15 protein-coding genes are annotated in these 17,704 nt (G+C 53.6%); 13 read left to right on the top strand and 2 right to left on the bottom strand.

All coding sequences use genetic code 11. The features are described 5' to 3' along the window. Window positions 1-551: 551 nt before the first annotated feature. Together B9K09_RS10505 and B9K09_RS10500 are read left to right on the top strand one after the other, a co-directional pair. Window positions 552-2,210: a nitrite/sulfite reductase gene (locus tag B9K09_RS10505; RefSeq protein ID WP_087516757.1), complete on the top strand. Its 1,659-nt coding sequence runs from the start codon at window positions 552-554 to the stop codon at window positions 2,208-2,210. Further along, window positions 2,194-2,691 carry a DUF934 domain-containing protein gene (locus tag B9K09_RS10500; RefSeq protein ID WP_087516756.1) on the top strand — a complete coding sequence of 166 codons (498 nt, stop codon included), beginning with the start codon at window positions 2,194-2,196 and terminating at the stop codon, window positions 2,689-2,691. Before B9K09_RS10505 ends, B9K09_RS10500 begins: the two co-directional genes overlap by 17 nt. 82 nt (window positions 2,692-2,773) lie before the next feature. On the opposite strand, the gene B9K09_RS10495 is transcribed toward B9K09_RS10500, so the two are convergent. Further along, the gene (locus B9K09_RS10495) at window positions 2,774-3,256 is read right to left on the bottom strand and encodes a DUF1289 domain-containing protein (protein WP_087516755.1); all 483 of its coding nucleotides are present in this window, start codon (window positions 3,254-3,256) and stop codon (window positions 2,774-2,776) included. 550 nt (window positions 3,257-3,806) lie between these two features. Here B9K09_RS10495 and acnB point away from each other — a divergent pair. The 5 genes from acnB (at window position 3,807) to alaC (ending at window position 11,348) form a co-directional block, all read left to right on the top strand. Further along, complete coding sequence (gene acnB / locus B9K09_RS10490; RefSeq protein WP_087516754.1) at window positions 3,807-6,407, top strand: bifunctional aconitate hydratase 2/2-methylisocitrate dehydratase; 2,601 nt, start codon at window positions 3,807-3,809, stop codon at window positions 6,405-6,407. Between the two features lie 226 nt (window positions 6,408-6,633). Beyond that, a complete protein-coding gene (locus B9K09_RS10485) occupies window positions 6,634-7,842 on the top strand; it encodes a CmpA/NrtA family ABC transporter substrate-binding protein (RefSeq protein WP_087516753.1) in 1,209 nt (402 codons plus the stop codon). 18 nt (window positions 7,843-7,860) lie between these two features. Beyond that, window positions 7,861-8,439 carry an ANTAR domain-containing response regulator gene (locus B9K09_RS10480; RefSeq protein ID WP_087516752.1) on the top strand — a complete coding sequence of 193 codons (579 nt, stop codon included), beginning with the start codon at window positions 7,861-7,863 and terminating at the stop codon, window positions 8,437-8,439. Window positions 8,440-8,628: 189 nt separating this feature from the next. Further along, window positions 8,629-9,993 carry a pyridoxal-dependent decarboxylase gene (locus B9K09_RS10475; protein WP_087516751.1) on the top strand — a complete coding sequence of 455 codons (1,365 nt, stop codon included), beginning with the start codon at window positions 8,629-8,631 and terminating at the stop codon, window positions 9,991-9,993. 122 nt (window positions 9,994-10,115) lie between these two features. Continuing rightward, window positions 10,116-11,348: an alanine transaminase gene (gene alaC / locus B9K09_RS10470; RefSeq protein ID WP_087516750.1), complete on the top strand. Its 1,233-nt coding sequence runs from the start codon at window positions 10,116-10,118 to the stop codon at window positions 11,346-11,348. 73 nt (window positions 11,349-11,421) lie between these two features. Here the strand turns inward: alaC and B9K09_RS10465 are convergent, their stop codons facing one another. Further along, window positions 11,422-11,814, bottom strand: coding sequence for a hypothetical protein (locus tag B9K09_RS10465; RefSeq protein WP_087516749.1), 393 nt, complete (start codon window positions 11,812-11,814; stop codon window positions 11,422-11,424). A 198-nt stretch (window positions 11,815-12,012) separates the two neighbouring features. Here B9K09_RS10465 and B9K09_RS10460 point away from each other — a divergent pair, with 198 nt between their 5' ends. The 6 genes from B9K09_RS10460 to B9K09_RS10430 all read left to right on the top strand — a co-directional run bounded on the left by B9K09_RS10460 (window position 12,013) and on the right by B9K09_RS10430 (window position 17,440). Continuing rightward, window positions 12,013-12,327: a transcriptional regulator gene (locus B9K09_RS10460; RefSeq protein ID WP_087516748.1), complete on the top strand. Its 315-nt coding sequence runs from the start codon at window positions 12,013-12,015 to the stop codon at window positions 12,325-12,327. A 425-nt stretch (window positions 12,328-12,752) separates the two neighbouring features. Next, complete coding sequence (locus B9K09_RS10450) at window positions 12,753-14,141, top strand: CmpA/NrtA family ABC transporter substrate-binding protein (protein WP_087516746.1); 1,389 nt, start codon at window positions 12,753-12,755, stop codon at window positions 14,139-14,141. 99 nt (window positions 14,142-14,240) lie between these two features. Continuing rightward, window positions 14,241-15,230 carry an ABC transporter permease gene (locus B9K09_RS10445; protein ID WP_087516745.1) on the top strand — a complete coding sequence of 330 codons (990 nt, stop codon included), beginning with the start codon at window positions 14,241-14,243 and terminating at the stop codon, window positions 15,228-15,230. Between the two features lie 16 nt (window positions 15,231-15,246). Further along, window positions 15,247-16,041, top strand: a complete 795-nt coding sequence (locus B9K09_RS10440; protein WP_087516744.1) for an ABC transporter ATP-binding protein — start codon at window positions 15,247-15,249, stop codon at window positions 16,039-16,041. 162 nt (window positions 16,042-16,203) lie between these two features. After that, window positions 16,204-16,893: a polysaccharide lyase family 7 protein gene (locus B9K09_RS10435; protein ID WP_087516743.1), complete on the top strand. Its 690-nt coding sequence runs from the start codon at window positions 16,204-16,206 to the stop codon at window positions 16,891-16,893. 106 nt (window positions 16,894-16,999) lie between these two features. Beyond that, window positions 17,000-17,440 carry a thioesterase family protein gene (locus B9K09_RS10430; protein ID WP_087516742.1) on the top strand — a complete coding sequence of 147 codons (441 nt, stop codon included), beginning with the start codon at window positions 17,000-17,002 and terminating at the stop codon, window positions 17,438-17,440. The last annotated feature ends 264 nt before the right edge of the window (window positions 17,441-17,704 follow it).

Here is a 17,704-nt window from a genome sequence, read left to right as displayed (position 1 = left end):
ACCCAGGCAGGACAATCCGCGTGAACAGCGCAGAACAATAAGCCGCACAAAAGCGCGGCTTATTGCTCTTAACTAGCGCGTTGTTATGAACTAACGTTAACTTGTTTACTGATGGCTCACCCAGTACACAGCGGTCGCCACAGCAATAATGATCAAGACAAAAATTGCCTTGGCATCGATAGCACTGTCGGCCGAATCCGGCTCGATTTGATCATTCATGGGCACCCCCGCAGTTATTATGATTATGCCTGATTCGCCCTTGAGTAAAGACCAGGTATGCGATTTGCTCAAGCTCTGCGGTTATGCATCCACAGAGGCTTAGAGCTTTAAGTTCTTTCCATATATTGAAACATCACTTTTGCGTATAACCCTGAACTGGTATCTTCCAACGCCTCCGTCGGAGTGCGCGGCCGTGCGCGCAGTTTTGCTGTAAATAGCTATTTGTGCTTTTCGCTAAATGCGTTTGACCGATTGACTGTCACCTTAGATTACCGACAGCAAATCATAATAATCATGAATAGAAGCTATGCAGCCTGATAACAGGACCCGTCATGTACGTTTACGACCAGTACGATCAAACCATCATTGAGGACCGCGTTAAGCAGTTCCGTGATCAAACAACCCGTTATTTGGCTGGCGAACTGAGCGAGGCTGAATTCCGCCCGCTACGCCTGCAAAACGGTCTGTATATCCAGCGTTATGCGCCAATGCTGCGTATCGCGGTACCTTATGGCCTGCTCTCTTCAAAGCAAGTCCGTAAGCTGGCAACCATTGCCCGTGATTACGACAAAGGCTATGCGCACATCAGCACTCGTCAGAACGTACAGTTCAACTGGTGTGAACTGGAAGATATCCCAGAGATACTTGCTGAGCTGTCCACCGTGCAAATGCACGCGATCCAAACCAGCGGCAACTGTATCCGCAATACCACCACCGACCAATTTGCCGGTGTTGCCAAAGACGAATTGATTGATCCGCGCCCATGGTGCGAAATCATTCGTCAGTGGTCGACATTCCACCCGGAATTCGCCCACCTGCCGCGTAAATTCAAGATTGCTGTAAACGGCGCCGTTAGCGACCGTGCAGCGATTGAAGTGCACGATATCGGCCTTGAAGCCGTTAACAACGATGCAGGCGAGCTGGGTTTCCGCGTTTCAGTGGGCGGCGGCTTGGGCCGTACCCCTATCGTTGGCAGCTTCATTAACGAGTTCCTGCCGTGGCAGCACTTGATCAGCTATCTAGACGCTATCTTGCGCGTTTATAACCGCTACGGCCGTCGTGACAATAAGTACAAGGCTCGGATCAAGATTCTGGTTAAAGCACTGACTCCTGAAGTTTTTGCTGAACGGGTCAACGCCGAGTGGGCTCACCTCAAGGATGGCCCAACCACCCTGACCGAAGCTGAAGTGCAACGTGTCGCCACACACTTTATCGACCCAGCCTACAAGACCCTGCAAGACCAAGAGGCCGAGCTGGCCGCCCTTGATGCTGAGCACCCAGGGTTTGCCCGCTGGCGTCAGCGCAATACCTTTGCCCACAAGAAGCCAGGTTATGTAGCGGTCACGCTGTCACTCAAGCCAACCGCCGTTGCCCCTGGCGATTTGACTGACAAGCAACTCGATGCTGTTGCTGACCTCGCTGATCGCTATAGCTTTGGCGAAGTGCGTAACAGCCATAACCAGAACATTATTCTGGCTGATATCGAACAAGCTCAACTGTTCACCCTTTGGGGCGAGCTGCGGGAGTATGGTTTTGCCACGCCAAACGTTGGCCTGCTGACTGACATCATCTGCTGCCCGGGCGGCGACTTCTGCTCGCTGGCCAATGCCAAGTCGATTCCGATCGCCGAAGCTATTCAGCGCAGCTTCGATAACCTCGATTACCTGTTCGACATTGGTGAAATCGACCTCAACATCTCCGGCTGCATGAATGCCTGCGGTCACCACCACGTTGGCCACATCGGCATCCTCGGCGTCGATAAGAAAGGTGAAGAGTTCTATCAGATTTCACTCGGCGGCAGCTCTGGCCGCGACGCTAGCCTGGCGAAAATTCTTGGCCCAGCATTTGCCCAAGACGACGTAGCCAGCGTGATCGAGAAAATCATCAATGTTTACGTTGAGAAACGTGATGATGAAGAAAGCTTCCTCGACACCTTCCGCCGCGTCGGTATCGATCCGTTTAAGGAGCGCGTATATGCAGCGAATAATTAAGAACGGCCAAATTATCGACGAAACCTGGCACCTGCTGCCAAAAGACGCGACGCTCGAAGGCCTGTCCAACTGTGACGACCTGATCGTGCCGTTGGAGTTATGGGCTGATCACGCCCACGCTCTTAAAGCCCGCGACGGCGGCCTGGGCGTTTGGTTGGAAGCCGGTGAAGAGATCGAAGAAATTGCCGACCAACTGGACAACTTTCAGGTCATTGCCCTGAACTTCCCGGCCTTCACCGACGGCCGTCACTCGTCGACGGCCTACATGCTGCGCACACGTTATGGCTACAAAGGCGAAATTCGCGCAATCGGTGACGTACTGCGCGACCAGCTTTTTGCCTTGCAACGTTGCGGTTTTGACGCCTTCGCCCTGCGTGAAGACAAAGACCCGCAAGACGCACTGAAAGCCTTTGCTGAGTATTCAGAAGTTTACCAAGCGTCGAGTGACCAGCCATTGCCGCTGTTCCGCCGCCGCGCCTAAGCAACCTCTGAAAAACTACTGAGCTAGACATTAAAATGCCCGATGCATCACTGCACCGGGCATTTTTTATTGGCGCAGATGGTTATAGCTTCGGTTCGACCTTCAACGCATCACTGAGAAAGCGCGGAGCGATGTAGCGCTCATAATGCGCCTCGGAAAGTATGAAAAACTCACGATCAATCGCATCGCGCAGCTCCGGCAGCGACCAGTTGCGAAACTCTGGCAACAACGCCATACCGTAGGCTTCAAGCTGGACGATCATCCGCGCGCCTCGGGCGATCAACTGATAAGCCCAGCAATAGGGCGATTGATTAGGCACAAAGCGAATTTGCCGCTGCGCCAGCTGTTCACGCAAGCGCGGCGCATCAAACACCTCAACCTTGCCTTCCATTACCTGCACCAGCAATACCTCAAGGCGTTGCCATACAGCTTGCTTAGCCTCCTCGTCATAACCGTTCCAAGCGATCACTTCATGGTGAAAGCGCTTGCAACCACGACACACAAGGTCGCCATAGACCGTGGAACACAGGCCAACACAGGGCGTTTTAATCGGCTGACTGGACATAGCAAAACAACGTTCACATAACTGACAGGTGGGCATATTAGCCCTTTGTCTAGGTCAGTTCACCCGGGAAAAAATTGTGTGTATCGATGTTCACCTGAAAGAGTCGCTTCAGACAAAACATGGCAAAACTGCCATTTACCCTACTCTCAAGCCACTTAAAACAACATATGCAGGGTTTTTAAGCAGCTTTTGACTATTTTTTGTGCAAACACGCGCAATCAAGGCTTTGACTTAACTTTAGCCGCGCTTTCCAGTAGAATCGTCGGGCCTTTTATAGGCGCCAAAGTCCGTTGGAAGCTGTTTTCAAAGCGTCACGAGCACAGTTAATCCCGCAGGTACGATGTTGGCACCCCTACTTGGGTCAATCCAAGTATTGGTGCCAGCCCTCATCGATCTCGTCCTGCTGGCGTAAAACTTTGAAAGCAGCTTCTGGAAGAAATCCCTGAAACCATGGCTAATTGGCCCATAAAGCCTTTATAGCGCTTGGTTCGGTGCTTTCTGGATATGCGTCCCGGACAGAAATTTGGGACCACTGATGAGGGTAATAACTGTGCTTGAAGCCTATCGCAAACACGTAGCAGAGCGTGCCGCTCAGGGTATCGTGCCCCAGCCGCTGAACGCCGAACAAACCGCAGGTCTGGTTGAACTGCTGAAAAACCCGCCTGCTGGCGAAGAAGAATTCCTCGTTGACCTGATCACCAATCGCGTACCACCGGGTGTGGACGAAGCAGCTTATGTCAAGGCTGGTTTCCTATCCGCTGTCGCCAAAGGTGAAGCTACTTCTCCTCTGATCGACAAGAAGCGCGCTGTTGAACTGCTGGGCACCATGCAAGGTGGTTACAACATTGCCACCATGGTTGAACTGCTCGAAGACGCCACACTCGGTACCGTTGCTGCAGAACAACTGAAGCACACCCTGCTGATGTTCGATGCTTTCCACGACGTGGCTGAAAAAGCTAAATCTGGCAACGCCAACGCTAAAGCTGTACTGCAATCCTGGGCTGACGGCGAATGGTTCACCAAGCGCGCTCCAATCGCTGAGAAATACAGCCTGAGCGTGTTCAAGGTAACTGGCGAAACCAACACTGACGACCTGTCACCTGCTCCAGATGCATGGTCGCGCCCAGATATCCCGCTGCACGCTCTGGCCATGTTGAAAATGGCTCGCGACGGCATCGTACCTGAGCAACAGGGTGTAACTGGCCCACTGAAGCAAATCGAAGAAATCCGCGCTGCTGGCTTCCCAGTTGCCTATGTAGGCGACGTTGTAGGTACCGGTTCATCGCGTAAATCCGCGACCAACTCGGTACTCTGGTTCTTCGGCGACGACATCCCTTACGTGCCGAACAAGCGCGCTGGCGGTTTCTGCTTCGGTAACAAAATTGCGCCAATCTTCTACAACACCATGGAAGATGCGGGCGCTCTGCCTATCGAATTTGATGTGACCAACATCGCCATGGGCGACGTCATCGACGTTTACCCATACGCCGGTAAAGTGTGCAAACACGGCTCTGACGAGGTCATCACCACCTTTGAACTGAAAACCCCAGTACTGCTCGACGAAGTTCGTGCAGGTGGTCGTATTCCGTTGATCGTAGGTCGTGGCCTGACTGACAAAGCGCGCGCTGAACTGGGCCTTGGCCCAGCTGATCTGTTCAAAAAACCTGAGCAGCCAGCAGACAGCGACAAAGGCTTCACCCTGGCGCAGAAAATGGTGGGTAAGGCTTGCGGCGTAGAAGGTGTGCGTCCTGGCACCTACTGCGAACCGAAGATGACCACTGTAGGCTCGCAAGACACCACTGGCCCAATGACCCGTGATGAGCTGAAAGACTTGGCGTGCCTGGGTTTCTCGGCTGACTTGGTTCTGCAGTCGTTCTGCCACACTGCGGCTTACCCTAAGCCGATCGATGTGACCACTCACCACACCCTGCCTGACTTCATCCGCACCCGCGGTGGCGTTTCGCTGCGTCCAGGTGACGGCATCATCCACAGCTGGCTGAACCGTATGCTGCTGCCAGATACTGTTGGTACTGGTGGTGACTCACACACCCGTTTCCCAATGGGTATCTCGTTCCCAGCCGGTTCGGGTCTGGTTGCCTTCGCCGCGGCCACTGGTGTTATGCCACTGGACATGCCGGAATCCATCCTGGTTCGCTTCAAGGGCAAAATGCAGCCTGGTATCACCCTGCGTGACCTGGTGCATGCGATCCCTTACTACGCGATCCAGAAAGGCCTGCTGACTGTTGAGAAGAAAGGCAAGATCAATGCCTTCTCCGGCCGTATCCTTGAGATCGAAGGTCTCGACGAACTGACCGTTGAACAAGCGTTCGAACTGTCTGACGCCTCTGCAGAACGCTCTGCTGCTGGTTGCACAATCAAGATGCCGGAAAAGGCAATTGCCGAATACCTGCAGTCGAACATCACCCTGCTGCGCTGGATGATCAGCGAAGGCTACGGCGATGCACGCACCATGGAACGTCGCGCCCAAGCGATGGAAGCATGGCTGGCTAACCCAGAACTGATGAGCGCTGATGCTGACGCGGAATACGCTGAAGTCATCGAAATCGACTTGGCAGAACTGAAAGAACCAGTTCTCTGCGCACCAAACGATCCAGACGATGCTCGTCTGCTGTCGAGCGTTCAGGGTGAGAAGATCGACGAAGTGTTTATCGGCTCGTGCATGACCAACATTGGTCACTTCCGCGCTGCTGGTAAGCTGCTGGATAAAGTCAAAGGTGGCATCCCTACTCGTCTGTGGCTGTCGCCGCCGACCAAGATGGACGCTCACCAGCTGACTGAAGAAGGCTACTACGGCATCTTCGGCAAGGCTGGCGCACGCATGGAAATGCCGGGCTGCTCGCTGTGCATGGGTAACCAGGCGCGTGTCGAACCCAATTCCACTGTGGTATCGACCTCGACGCGTAACTTCCCGAACCGTTTGGGCGATGGCGCTAACGTGTACTTGGCCTCTGCCGAACTGGCTGCGGTCGCTGCAATCACCGGCAAACTGCCGACGATTGAAGAGTACATGGGTTATGCGAAAGACATCGACAGCATGGCTGCTGATGTTTACCGCTACCTGAGCTTCGACCAGATCGCTGAGTTCCGCGAAGCCGCTGCGAACGCCAATATCCCGGTCGTTCAAGCTTAAGCGTTACTTGCATCGAAAGAGCCCCGCCTAGTGCGGGGCTTTTTTTGGCCCAAAATTTAGCTGCAAGCGCGAGACCACTGGCACATGGATTGCTTAGGACATAGCAAGTACAGACAAGCAAGCAGCTCTAACTAGGGAGCTCGCTTATCGACAATGGCGTCGTCTCGGTACTGCCAAGCGCAGAGACTGGAACGGCGCTTTTTTTGTGTTGCACAGGGAATGCTAAATGGGTGATCGAACAATTGGCCGCGCAGATGCACTGGATTGGGTTAATGGCTCGGACGCCCCTGAAAAGAGCACGTTGAACCTAGGCTTTATGGCGCTGACTGATTCGGCGTCATTGATCGTGGCTGCCACTCAAGGCTTTGCCCAGCCTTATGGCTTGACCCTCAATCTACAGCGCCAGTCCTCCTGGGCTACCGTGCGCGATAAGCTCCTAAACCGTGAACTTGATGCCGCACAATCGCTGTATGGCCAGGTATACGGCACGCACCTTGGTATCGGTGGCCAGGCAACCCGGATGGCGATTCTGATGGGCCTTAATCACAACGGCCAAGCGATCAACCTGTCGGAACAACTTAAGCGCAACGGCGTGACCAATGGCGAGGCACTAAATGCCTACGTGCATCAAAGCAGTGCAAAACTCATCTTCGCGCAAACCTTTCCCACCGGCACCCACGCCATGTGGTTGTCTTACTGGCTGGCCTGCCAAGGGATTCACCCGCTCCACGATGTCAATACGGTAGTCGTACCGCCTGCGCAAATGGTTGCGCACCTTAACGCAGAGCGGATCGATGGTTTCTGTGCCGGCGGCCCTTGGGGAGCGATGGCGGTTGAACAAGGTCAAGGCTTTACCGTAGCAACAAGCCAGATGATTTGGCCAGATCACCCAGAAAAGGTACTGGGTGTAACCCGCGAGTTCGTCGAGCTTTACCCTAATACAGCACGCGCCTTAACCATGGCAGTGTTGGAAGCCAGTCGCTTTATCGATGAAAATCCGGAAAACAAGCGCAGCACCGCCAAGCTGATTTGCAGTGCTGATTATGTTGACGCCCCCTTATCCGCCATAGAGCCGCGATTCCTTGGCCACTACCAAGACGGCCTTGGTAATGCCTGGGCCGATCCGCATCCACTGCGCTTCCATGCTGATGGCGCAGTCAACATGCCGTACTTGTCTGACGGTATGTGGTTTATGACCCAATTCCGCCGCTGGGGCTTGCTTCGTGATGACCCGGATTATCTGAGGGTCGCGCAAGATATCCAGCAACTCGACATTTATAGCCAAGCTGCAAACGCGCTGGATATCCCCGTCCCAGCAGCCATGCGCAGCAGCACCCTGCTTGACGGCAAATGCTGGGACGGGAGCAACCCGGCAAGCTATGCACGAAGTTTTGCACTTCACGCATTGAGCGACAGCTCTGTGATCGCCCAATAACAGGCAGGAGGCCAAAACATGTTGCGCATACTGCTAATAAACGACACCGCGAAAAAAGTCGGTCGACTCAAAGCCGCGCTGAGTGAGGCCGGATTTGAGGTTATCGATGAATCCGGCTTAACCATTGATCTACCCGCCCGTGTTGAAGCGGTACGCCCCGACGTGATTCTCATCGACAGTGAGTCGCCCAGCCGTGACGTTATGGAGCAAGTGGTGCTGGTTAGCCGTGACCAACCACGGCCTATTGTCATGTTCACCGACGAGCACAACCCGAGCGTCATGCGCCAGGCCATTCAATCGGGCGTCAGTGCTTACATCGTGGAAGGCATCCACGCCCAGCGCCTACAACCGATTTTAGATGTAGCGATGGCCCGCTTTGAGAGTGATCAAGCAATGCGCGCGCAATTGCATGCACGCGACGCACAGTTGGCTGAACGAAAGCGGATAGAACTGGCTAAAGGCTTGTTAATGAAAATGAAAAGCTGCGATGAAGAAGCCGCCTACACCCTCATGCGGCGCCAAGCCATGAGCCGTCAACAAAAGTTGGCGCAAGTTGCCGAGCAAATCATTGCTATGCACGACCTGCTGGGTAACTAAGTAACCGTCGCAACGATGATATCTACACTCAAAGCCGCCAACTGTACGGCTTGAAACCTCACTGTTCTGCTCGCAACCTTGGCTGGCAGCCAACTGTACAGCTGCCTCAACCACCGGTTGTATCTGCGTTAGCCAAACCTGGCCGGCTAAGATAAAGCCCTGTACACAGTCGCCGTCAGCGAGCCCAATATGTCTACCCGCTTTGTAGAACGTCAACTGCTTGCCGAAGCCGACCAGCGCGCACTGAGCTATTTCGATAGCCTGGCCGCTCGCCCAGTGTTCCCGACTCGCGAAGCCATCGCTGCGTTAAGCATCCTTGATCAACCATTTGCCGAGCATGGCGAACCCGCCAGCACCGTCCTGCGCCGCCTGGATGAGATAGCCTCACCCGCTACCGTCAGCTCCAACGGCGCGCGCTATTTCGGTTTTGTTATCGGCGCCACCCTCCCCGCCGCCGCAGCTGCCGAACGCATGGTGCTGGCCTGGGATCAATGCGCCTCATCATTCGACAATTCTCCGGCCGCTGATGCAATCGAGCGTATCGCCGGACGCTGGGTGCTCGAAGCGCTGGGTCTGCCAACAAGTAGCGCGGTTGGCTTTGGCACCAGTGCCACTGCGTGCACGCTGGCATGCCTATCCGCTGCACGCCGCTCACTGTTGGAACGCAAGGGCTGGGACTTTGACGGTGATGGCTTGATCGGCTCCCCAGAGATACGCGTCGTGGTATCCGCCAGCGTACACATCACGGTGAAGAAGGCCTTGCGTGTGCTTGGTTTCGGCATGAACCGACTGATCATCGCGCCTGTCGACGAACATGGCCGAATTGACCCGCTACAGCTGCCGCCACTCGATGACATGTGCATCCTGTGCCTTCAAGCGGGCGAAGTTAATACCGGTGAGTTCGACCCCTTCTGCGCGCTTATCCCTAAAGCCAAAGCAGCAGGCGCATGGGTTCACGTAGACGGTGCATTTGGTCTTTGGGCACGAGCCTCCTCCTCGGCCCAGCTTGCTGAAGGCGCCGAGCTTGCGGACAGCTGGACCACCGACGGACATAAATGGCTGAACACGCCCTACGACGGCGCCATGGCTATCTGCCGCGATGCGAATGCGCTTGCAGCCGCCATGAACAGTGATGCGGCTTATGCTCAGGCATCAAAAGACGCGCAAAAGAACCTGACGCTAGAGTTCTCGCGTCGTGCCCGGGGCCTCCCTATCTGGGCGGCCCTCGCATCACTGGGGCGCGCAGGCTTATGTCAGATGATTGACCAGCACATTCGTCAAGCCAGTGATGTGGCGGAGCGGCTACGCGCAGCCGGGTATCAGGTGCTCAACCGTGTGGTGCTCAATCAGGTACTAGTGCGGGCAGACAACGACCAACAAACCCTAGCCATACGCCTTGCTGCCCAAGCATCGGGGCAAGTCTGGTTTGGACCGACAATCTGGCAAGGCCGCCCTGCCTTTCGCCTAAGCATCTCATCCTGGCGCACCACTGATGCGGATATCGAACTGCTCGCTGATCTGCTGATTGCACTCAAACAGGAAATCACCGGCTGAGCCTGTAATTGCAGCGCAGCCACTCGACAACCCAGGCTTGCTCGGTTTATCTTCGCAACAGGCCACCGCAGTGGCCAGCGTCGCTCGGACGGTTCCGGGCGCTTACGTACTCCGAGGTTTACATGGCTGAACAAGCTAAGCGCCGCTTTGCGCGCATCGATCGTCTCCCGCCTTATGTTTTCAACATTACAGCTGAACTGAAAATGGCTGCTCGCCGCCGCGGCGAAGACATCATTGACTTCAGCATGGGCAATCCAGACGGTCCTACCCCGCCGCATATCGTTGAAAAACTGTGTACCGTTGCTCAACGCGAAGACACTCACGGTTATTCGACCTCACGCGGAATCCCACGCCTGCGACGAGCGATTTCACGTTGGTATGCCGACCGCTACCAAGTGGATATCGATCCTGAAGATGAGGCCATCGTCACCATTGGCTCCAAAGAAGGTTTGGCCCACCTGATGCTGGCGACGCTGGATCACGGCGATACGGTATTGGTGCCAAACCCCAGCTATCCGATCCATATTTATGGCGCCGTACTGGCCGGTGCACAGGTGCGTTCGGTACCGTTGGTGCCTGGTGTCGACTTTTTTGCAGAGTTGGAGCGCGCTATACGCGAGTCCATCCCCAAGCCAAAGATGATGATTTTGGGCTTTCCATCCAACCCAACGGCGCAGTGTGTTGAGTTGGACTTCTTCGAGCGCGTGGTAGCGCTGGCCAAACAATACGATGTGCTGGTGGTGCATGACCTTGCCTACGCCGATATCGTCTATGACGGCTGGAAGGCGCCATCTATCATGCAGGTTCCCGGCGCCAAAGATGTCGCCGTGGAGTTTTTCACCCTGTCCAAGAGCTACAACATGGCAGGCTGGCGGATAGGCTTCATGGTTGGCAATAAAGAGCTGGTAAACGCTCTGGCGCGGATCAAGAGCTATCACGATTACGGCACCTTCACTCCACTACAGGTGGCTGCCATCGCGGCACTTGAGGGGGATCAACAATGTGTTCGTGATATTGCAGAGCAGTACCGTCAACGTCGCAACTTAATGGTTAAAGGCCTGCACGAACTAGGCTGGATGGTTGAGAACCCTAAAGCGTCAATGTACGTCTGGGCCAAGATTCCAGAGCCTTACGCCAAGTTAGGCTCTTTGGAGTTCGCCAAAAAACTGCTGGCGGAAGCTAAAGTCTGCGTATCGCCCGGCATCGGTTTTGGCGATTACGGTGATGACCACGTACGCTTTGCCCTGATTGAGAACCAAGACCGTATTCGTCAGGCCTTACGTGGCATCAAGCATATGTTCAGAAGCGACGGTCTGCTGCCTGCCACTGCAGCTATTACTAGACCCGTTAAATAGAGCCCCACCAGCTGATAACTGCTCGGCAACTTATGTTGCTGCGCAGTTACAGCGGGCCTCGAATCAATGTTGATCAGCTCGAATAGTCGAGAACGGTCCAGACACTGCTCAAGCCCTCGCCAATCACGCAGCCCGACTGCGTCAGTTGTTTGTTGTAACTGAGCGCCATCAGGCTGGTTGCACCATCGGCAACATCATCATGTTGCGCCATCCACTGCACACGTCCGCAATTGGGTGTGTCGATCACGTAGCTATTGGCGACGGCAACGCCCTGCTTTGGCATGCCGATCACATCAACAACCAAGCCGTGCTCCGCAACCCGCTTGCCGTCTGAAATAACCACAGCCCATGCATCGTTATTGTCGATAACCAAATAGGTGCCATTAGCTTTTGGTTGCTCAAGGGAGGGTTGCGCACACCCGCTGAGCATGACCAATACCAAAACTGTCATCATCATCTGTTGCATTGTTAGATGCCCCTTTGCGTATCCAATGGACTGGGGCGTGGTTACCGTCAGGCCATCGCGGATGAATGAAATTTGCAGTGCGATGGAAAGACTATCGCCGAATACTGTTTATTTGTACAGTGCTTTTATATTAACCTTACTCACGCAACCTGACGAAGTTGCGTCAGATACCGCACAGGCTTGATTAGGAGCGCAACGATGCTGGACGTAATGCAATTAAAACAAACAGTTAACCGAATGCCTCTGGAAAAGGTGCGCACCACGGTTGATGAACTCCACCTCGAGGGGATCGTCACCGAAGGTAAAACACCTTTCAATAGAATCCACTTCAACACCTGCTTCGCAGAAATCGAAGCGCTATTCCAACGCGCGGGCTATCACCGCCCGCTCGATGTTGTCGGGTATCAGGGCTTGGTCTATGCGATGTTCGACCCCACTCGCTGGGAGGCTGTTGAGGTCCTGCGCTGGCTTAAGGACTTTGTCGAAGAACCGCGCAAACGTCCCGCCAGCTAAAGCGCTTAGTAGCAACTGATCAGCGCTGCTTGCAGCCGGGTAAAGCCCCCAGTGAGCACCTGAGAAATACCTGAGCGCCTGCGCTGTTATTGAGCACGCTGGATGTCCTGCCAGATAACCGCGCACCAGTGTGGCCCAACGCCGGGCTGCATTGGCCTGTATTACACTCAGCCCCTTTACCTATATTCGACATTAAATATACGTAATAACTAATTGTTTTTTATCTATTTAATTTAACAAAACAAAATGAGTTAGCGGTCTAAACCACAGTCTGGCAAGCGCCTTGCAATAACCTCATCACATCCGTCTTCGGGTCGCCAACGGCGGTGATCGAGACGAAATAGACAAAGACGTCAAAGCTGCACGCATTCTCATTGCGGGTAGGTAAGACGTCTTTTTTCGTTTCTGATAGCTGAGGAATCCCAATGCGCCATTTCACACCACCGCGCTCATTACTCAACAAGGCCCTTGCCAGTAGCTGCTGCGCAGCATTATTGCTGTTCGGAACAATGACCAGCCCTTTAGCAAGTGCTGCCGAACCAGAGAAAGCGGAACTCAAACTGGGTTTTATCAAGCTCACCGATATGGCGCCGCTGGCAATCGCTTATGAGAAAGGCTACTTCGAGGACGAAGGCTTGTACGTCACTCTTGAAGCGCAAGCCAACTGGAAGGTATTGCTCGACCGGGTAATCACTGGCGAGCTAGACGGTGCACACATGCTCGCCGGTCAGCCGCTTGGCGCGACAATCGGCTTTGGCACCAAGGCGCAGATTGTCACCGCGTTTTCCATGGACCTCAACGGCAACGGCATTACCGTTTCAAATGCGGTATGGGCCGAGATGAAGAAAAACATACCCATGGAAGATGGCAAACCGGTTCATCCCATCAGCGCCGCTGCGCTCAAGCCGGTGATTGAGCAATATAAGGCTGAAGGCAAACCCTTCAACATGGGCATGGTCTTTCCTGTGTCGACTCACAATTACGAACTGCGTTATTGGCTCGCTGCTGGCGGGATCAACCCGGGTTACTACGCACCAGCCAAAGGCGATATCTCAGGCACATTGAGTGCCGATGCCCTGCTCTCGGTAACCCCGCCGCCGCAGATGCCTTCAACCATGGAGGCTGGCACCATCAGCGGCTACAGCGTGGGAGAACCCTGGAATCAGCAGGCAGTGTTCAAAGGTATCGGTGTGCCGGTAATCACCGACTATGAAATCTGGAAAAACAACCCGGAGAAAGTGCTCGGGGTATCTAAAGAATGGGCCGATGCCAACCCAGAAACCCACAAGCGCATGGTCAAAGCACTAATCCGTGCAGCCATGTGGCTGGATGAAAACAATAATGCCAACCGCCAAGAAGCCGTGGAAATTCTGTCGCGCCCAGAATATGTCGGGGCTGATGCCAAAGTAATCGCCAATTCGATGACAGGAACCTTTGAGTACGAAAAAGGCGACAAGCGCAGCGTGCCAGATTTCAATGTGTTCTTTCGCTACCACGCCACATACCCGTTCTATTCCGATGCCATCTGGTACCTCACGCAAATGCGGCGCTGGGGCCAAATCGCCAACGTCAAACCCGACAGCTGGTATTTCGACATCGCCAAGCAAGTCTATCAACCCGCTGTATATCGCCAGGCTGCAAACGAGTTGATCACCGAGGGCAAAGCTAAAGCCAGCGACTTTCCAACTCCGGATGAAAGCGGCTTTCGCGCCCCAACGAACGAGTTCATTGATGGTTTGACCTATGACGGGCGCAAGCCAAACGCCTATATCGAACAGATGAAAATTGGCTTGAAGCATGACTCTGTGCTCTAGAGAGCTGCGCTGTGCATATGACAACTCTTGCGCCACAACCAAGCGCAATGTGCTTTAGCCATCAGTTACGGCTGATGCATATCCACCGAGGATTAGTTGATGAGTAACCCCGCCATCTCCGAGCAAATTACCCAGACCATGAAGAGCGCACGAAGCGCGGCTTTTAAACGCTGGTTGCCCAATCTGCTCATGCCAATTATTGGCCTGGCTGCTTTTCTACTGTTCTGGCAGATGGTTGCCGGCAGTATCAATACCAGCCTGGGAACCTTTCCGGGCCCCGCTCAAGTTGCCAGCCAGTTCAGCAATCTGATCGACGAGCACCAGCGCGAAGCCACACGTGAGGCTGCGTTCTATCAACGCCAAGAAGTGCGTAATGAAGCCCTGCTCAGCAAAAACCCAAGCGCCGAGGTCAAGATCCGCCCTTACACCGGCAAACCAACCTTCTTCAAACAAATCATCACCAGCCTCTATACGGTCATGACCGGCTTTATCATCGCGTCGCTGATTGCCATTCCACTGGGAATTGTCTGCGGCCTCAGCAAACAGTTGTACAACGCAATCAATCCATTGATCCAGATATTCAAACCCATATCACCGCTGGCGTGGTTGCCGCTGGTAACCATGGTTGTCAGCGCGGTTTACACCAGCGCAGACCCGTTGTTTGCCAAGTCATTTGTGACTTCAGCAGTGACGGTTGCCTTGTGCTGTTTGTGGCCAACGGTGATCAACACCATTGTCGGCGTGGCGAATCTGGATAAAGACCTGCAAAACGTCAGCCGCGTGCTCAGCTTGTCGCCACTGAGCCACATACGACGAATTGTTCTACCGGCCGCCATTCCGATGATTTTCACAGGCCTGCGGTTGTCACTGGCAACCGGCTGGATGGTGTTAATCGCCGCTGAAATGCTCGCGCAAAACCCGGGGCTGGGTAAATTCATCTGGGACGAGTTCCAAAACGGCAGCTCAAACTCGCTTGGCAGAATAATGGTTGCCGTGATTGTGATTGGCCTGATCGGCTTCGCCTTAGATCGGTTAATGCTCGCTCTGCAAAAATATGTGAGCTGGGATAAAAACGCTGATCTGCGCTAAACACTGAGGATATTCCATGAAAACTGCACACCTTGAACTGACTGGCGTTGGCATTAGTTTTCCGACTGATAAAGGTCTGTTTTGCGCGCTCAAAGACGTTGACTTGAAAATCGCCAAGGGCGAGTTTGTTTCTCTGATTGGCCACTCGGGCTGCGGCAAGTCGACCGTGCTGAATATTGTTGCCGGGCTGTATCAGGCCACTACCGGCGGGGTGATTCTCGACAACCGTGAAGTCAACTCGCCCGGCCCGGAACGAGCGGTGGTGTTTCAGAACCACAGCCTGCTGCCTTGGTTAAGCTGTTACCAGAACATCGAACTGGCTGTACGCCAAGTGTTTAAAAACAGCAAAAGCAAAGCTGAGATGCGTGAGTGGATTGAGCACAATTTAGCACTGGTACACATGACTCACGCCCGCGACAAACGCCCCAGCGAGATATCTGGCGGCATGAAACAGCGCATCGGTATCGCTCGCGCATTGGCTATGCAGCCGAAAATCCTGTTGATGGATGAACCCTTTGGCGCACTCGACGCCCTCACCCGCGCGCATCTGCAAGACTCACTGATGGAGATCCATGCCGACCTCGGCAACACCGTTATCATGATCACCCATGATGTTGATGAAGCGGTGTTGCTCTCTGATCGTATTGTCATGATGAGTAACGGGCCTTCAGCTACTGTCGGCGAGATTCTTCATGTCGAGCTGGCCAGACCACGAGAGCGCATGGCCTTGGCCCATGACTCACGCTATCACGAGTACCGTGCCGCCGTGCTTGAGTTCCTGTATCAAAAGCAGCATCGTCCAGCGGCTTGACCCAGATTGCCAATCATCGACTAGTATCAATAGTATGGCTGCAAGCTCTCTAGAACAAAGGTTTGGGCTCCGTTGGTCGGGTGCGTTGAACCTAGCCCAATGAAGATCGCCGAACAGTGGCAATTAATTGTTCACTGAACGGCGACCCTCTAAGGATCTAATGTGTTTGATCTCTCCACCTGGAATTTGTCGATACCAACACCTCCGACCCCCACCGAAATCAGCGCGGCCCGTATACAAAGCGGTTACTCAAGCCAATACTTTCGTAATGACGGTAATCAAACCGTCGTATTTTGGGTGCCTGTTACAGGTTCGCGTACCGAAGATGCCAGTTATCCACGCAGCGAATTACGGGAAACCTACCGCGACGGTACGCTGCACAACTGGTATTACAAAGATGCTGATAACTATTTAAGTGCAGTGCTCGCGGTCAATGTGGTGCCGAGCAAAAATAAAGTTATTGTGGGTCAAATCCATAGTAAGGATCAGCCAGGAAGTGAGAATGACCCGCTGATTAAACTGCAATACCGCTACAAAGATGGCACTGGAAGGCTTGAGTTACTGTACCGCGCACAACCTGGCAGCTCGACAGTCACCAACATTTTACTGGCCGAGAATGTTGACCTGAATGAACGCTTCAGCTACCAACTGCGCATTACTTCAACAGGCCGTTTGGGCGTCACAGTGAAAAGCAGCGGCGACAATGGTTCGTTCTATAAACAACTCAGCAGCAGCTGGAGCCGGCAACTGCTGTATTACAAGGCCGGCGCCTATATACAGGACAACGAAGGTTATTCAATTGAAGGCGGCCGGGTAACGTTCTACTCGCTCAATACCCTACACCGTAAATAGCTATTCGTCATGGGCAGTTTAGATGACACTGCCCATCACTCAGCCATAGCCGTACAATAGGTTTTTCTTACACCTACTACAGCCGTGGCTGTTGATGAGTACTTAAATGGCCCGCCTGACCCTTACCTTTCCTGAAAATCAATTCTGCTTCAATACCCACCTCACTGTGCGCGTAACCGACATCAACGCCGCCAATCACCTTGGTAACGACTCGATGATCTCAATGATCTCCGAAGCCCGTGCCCGCTTCTTATTTGATTTTGGTATCGAGGAGGCCAGCGAGGAAGGTGTCGGCATCATCGTCACTGACTTAGCAACCACCTACCGCGCAGAGGCCCATGCACGCGATCAGCTACTGTTTGAAGTCGGGGTTATGGACTTCAACAAATACGGTGGCGATATTACTTTTCGCATCACGCGTCCAGCAGATCAAAGCTTAATCGCAATGGCCAAGTCAGGTTTTGTATTCTTCAACTATAAAACAAGTCAGGTGGCGCAAATGCCTGGCGCATTCAGCGATAAGTTTCCACGGGTTAACTGGATATAACGGCACATTCAATGCATAAACATAATGCAACGTAAAAAGGCGTTGCAGAAAGTGACACTCAATACTAATCCTCTGCTTCGCTTTTATGCATTAGATGCTTTAAGCGCTCCATTATAAAAGTAGGGGGAACAGTAATGCCGATCACATCGAGCCATACCCGCTTCGCTGGGCTAACCACCAATTTTCTCGCCATCGCTCTACTCGCACTGCCCATTCCAACCCACGCCTCGCTTAAACAACCACTACAAAACACGACTTCGCATA

The organism is Pseudomonas sp. M30-35 (assembly GCF_002163625.1).
Lineage (GTDB): Bacteria > Pseudomonadota > Gammaproteobacteria > Pseudomonadales > Pseudomonadaceae > Aquipseudomonas.
This window is presented reverse-complemented; position numbering and strand designations above follow the sequence as displayed.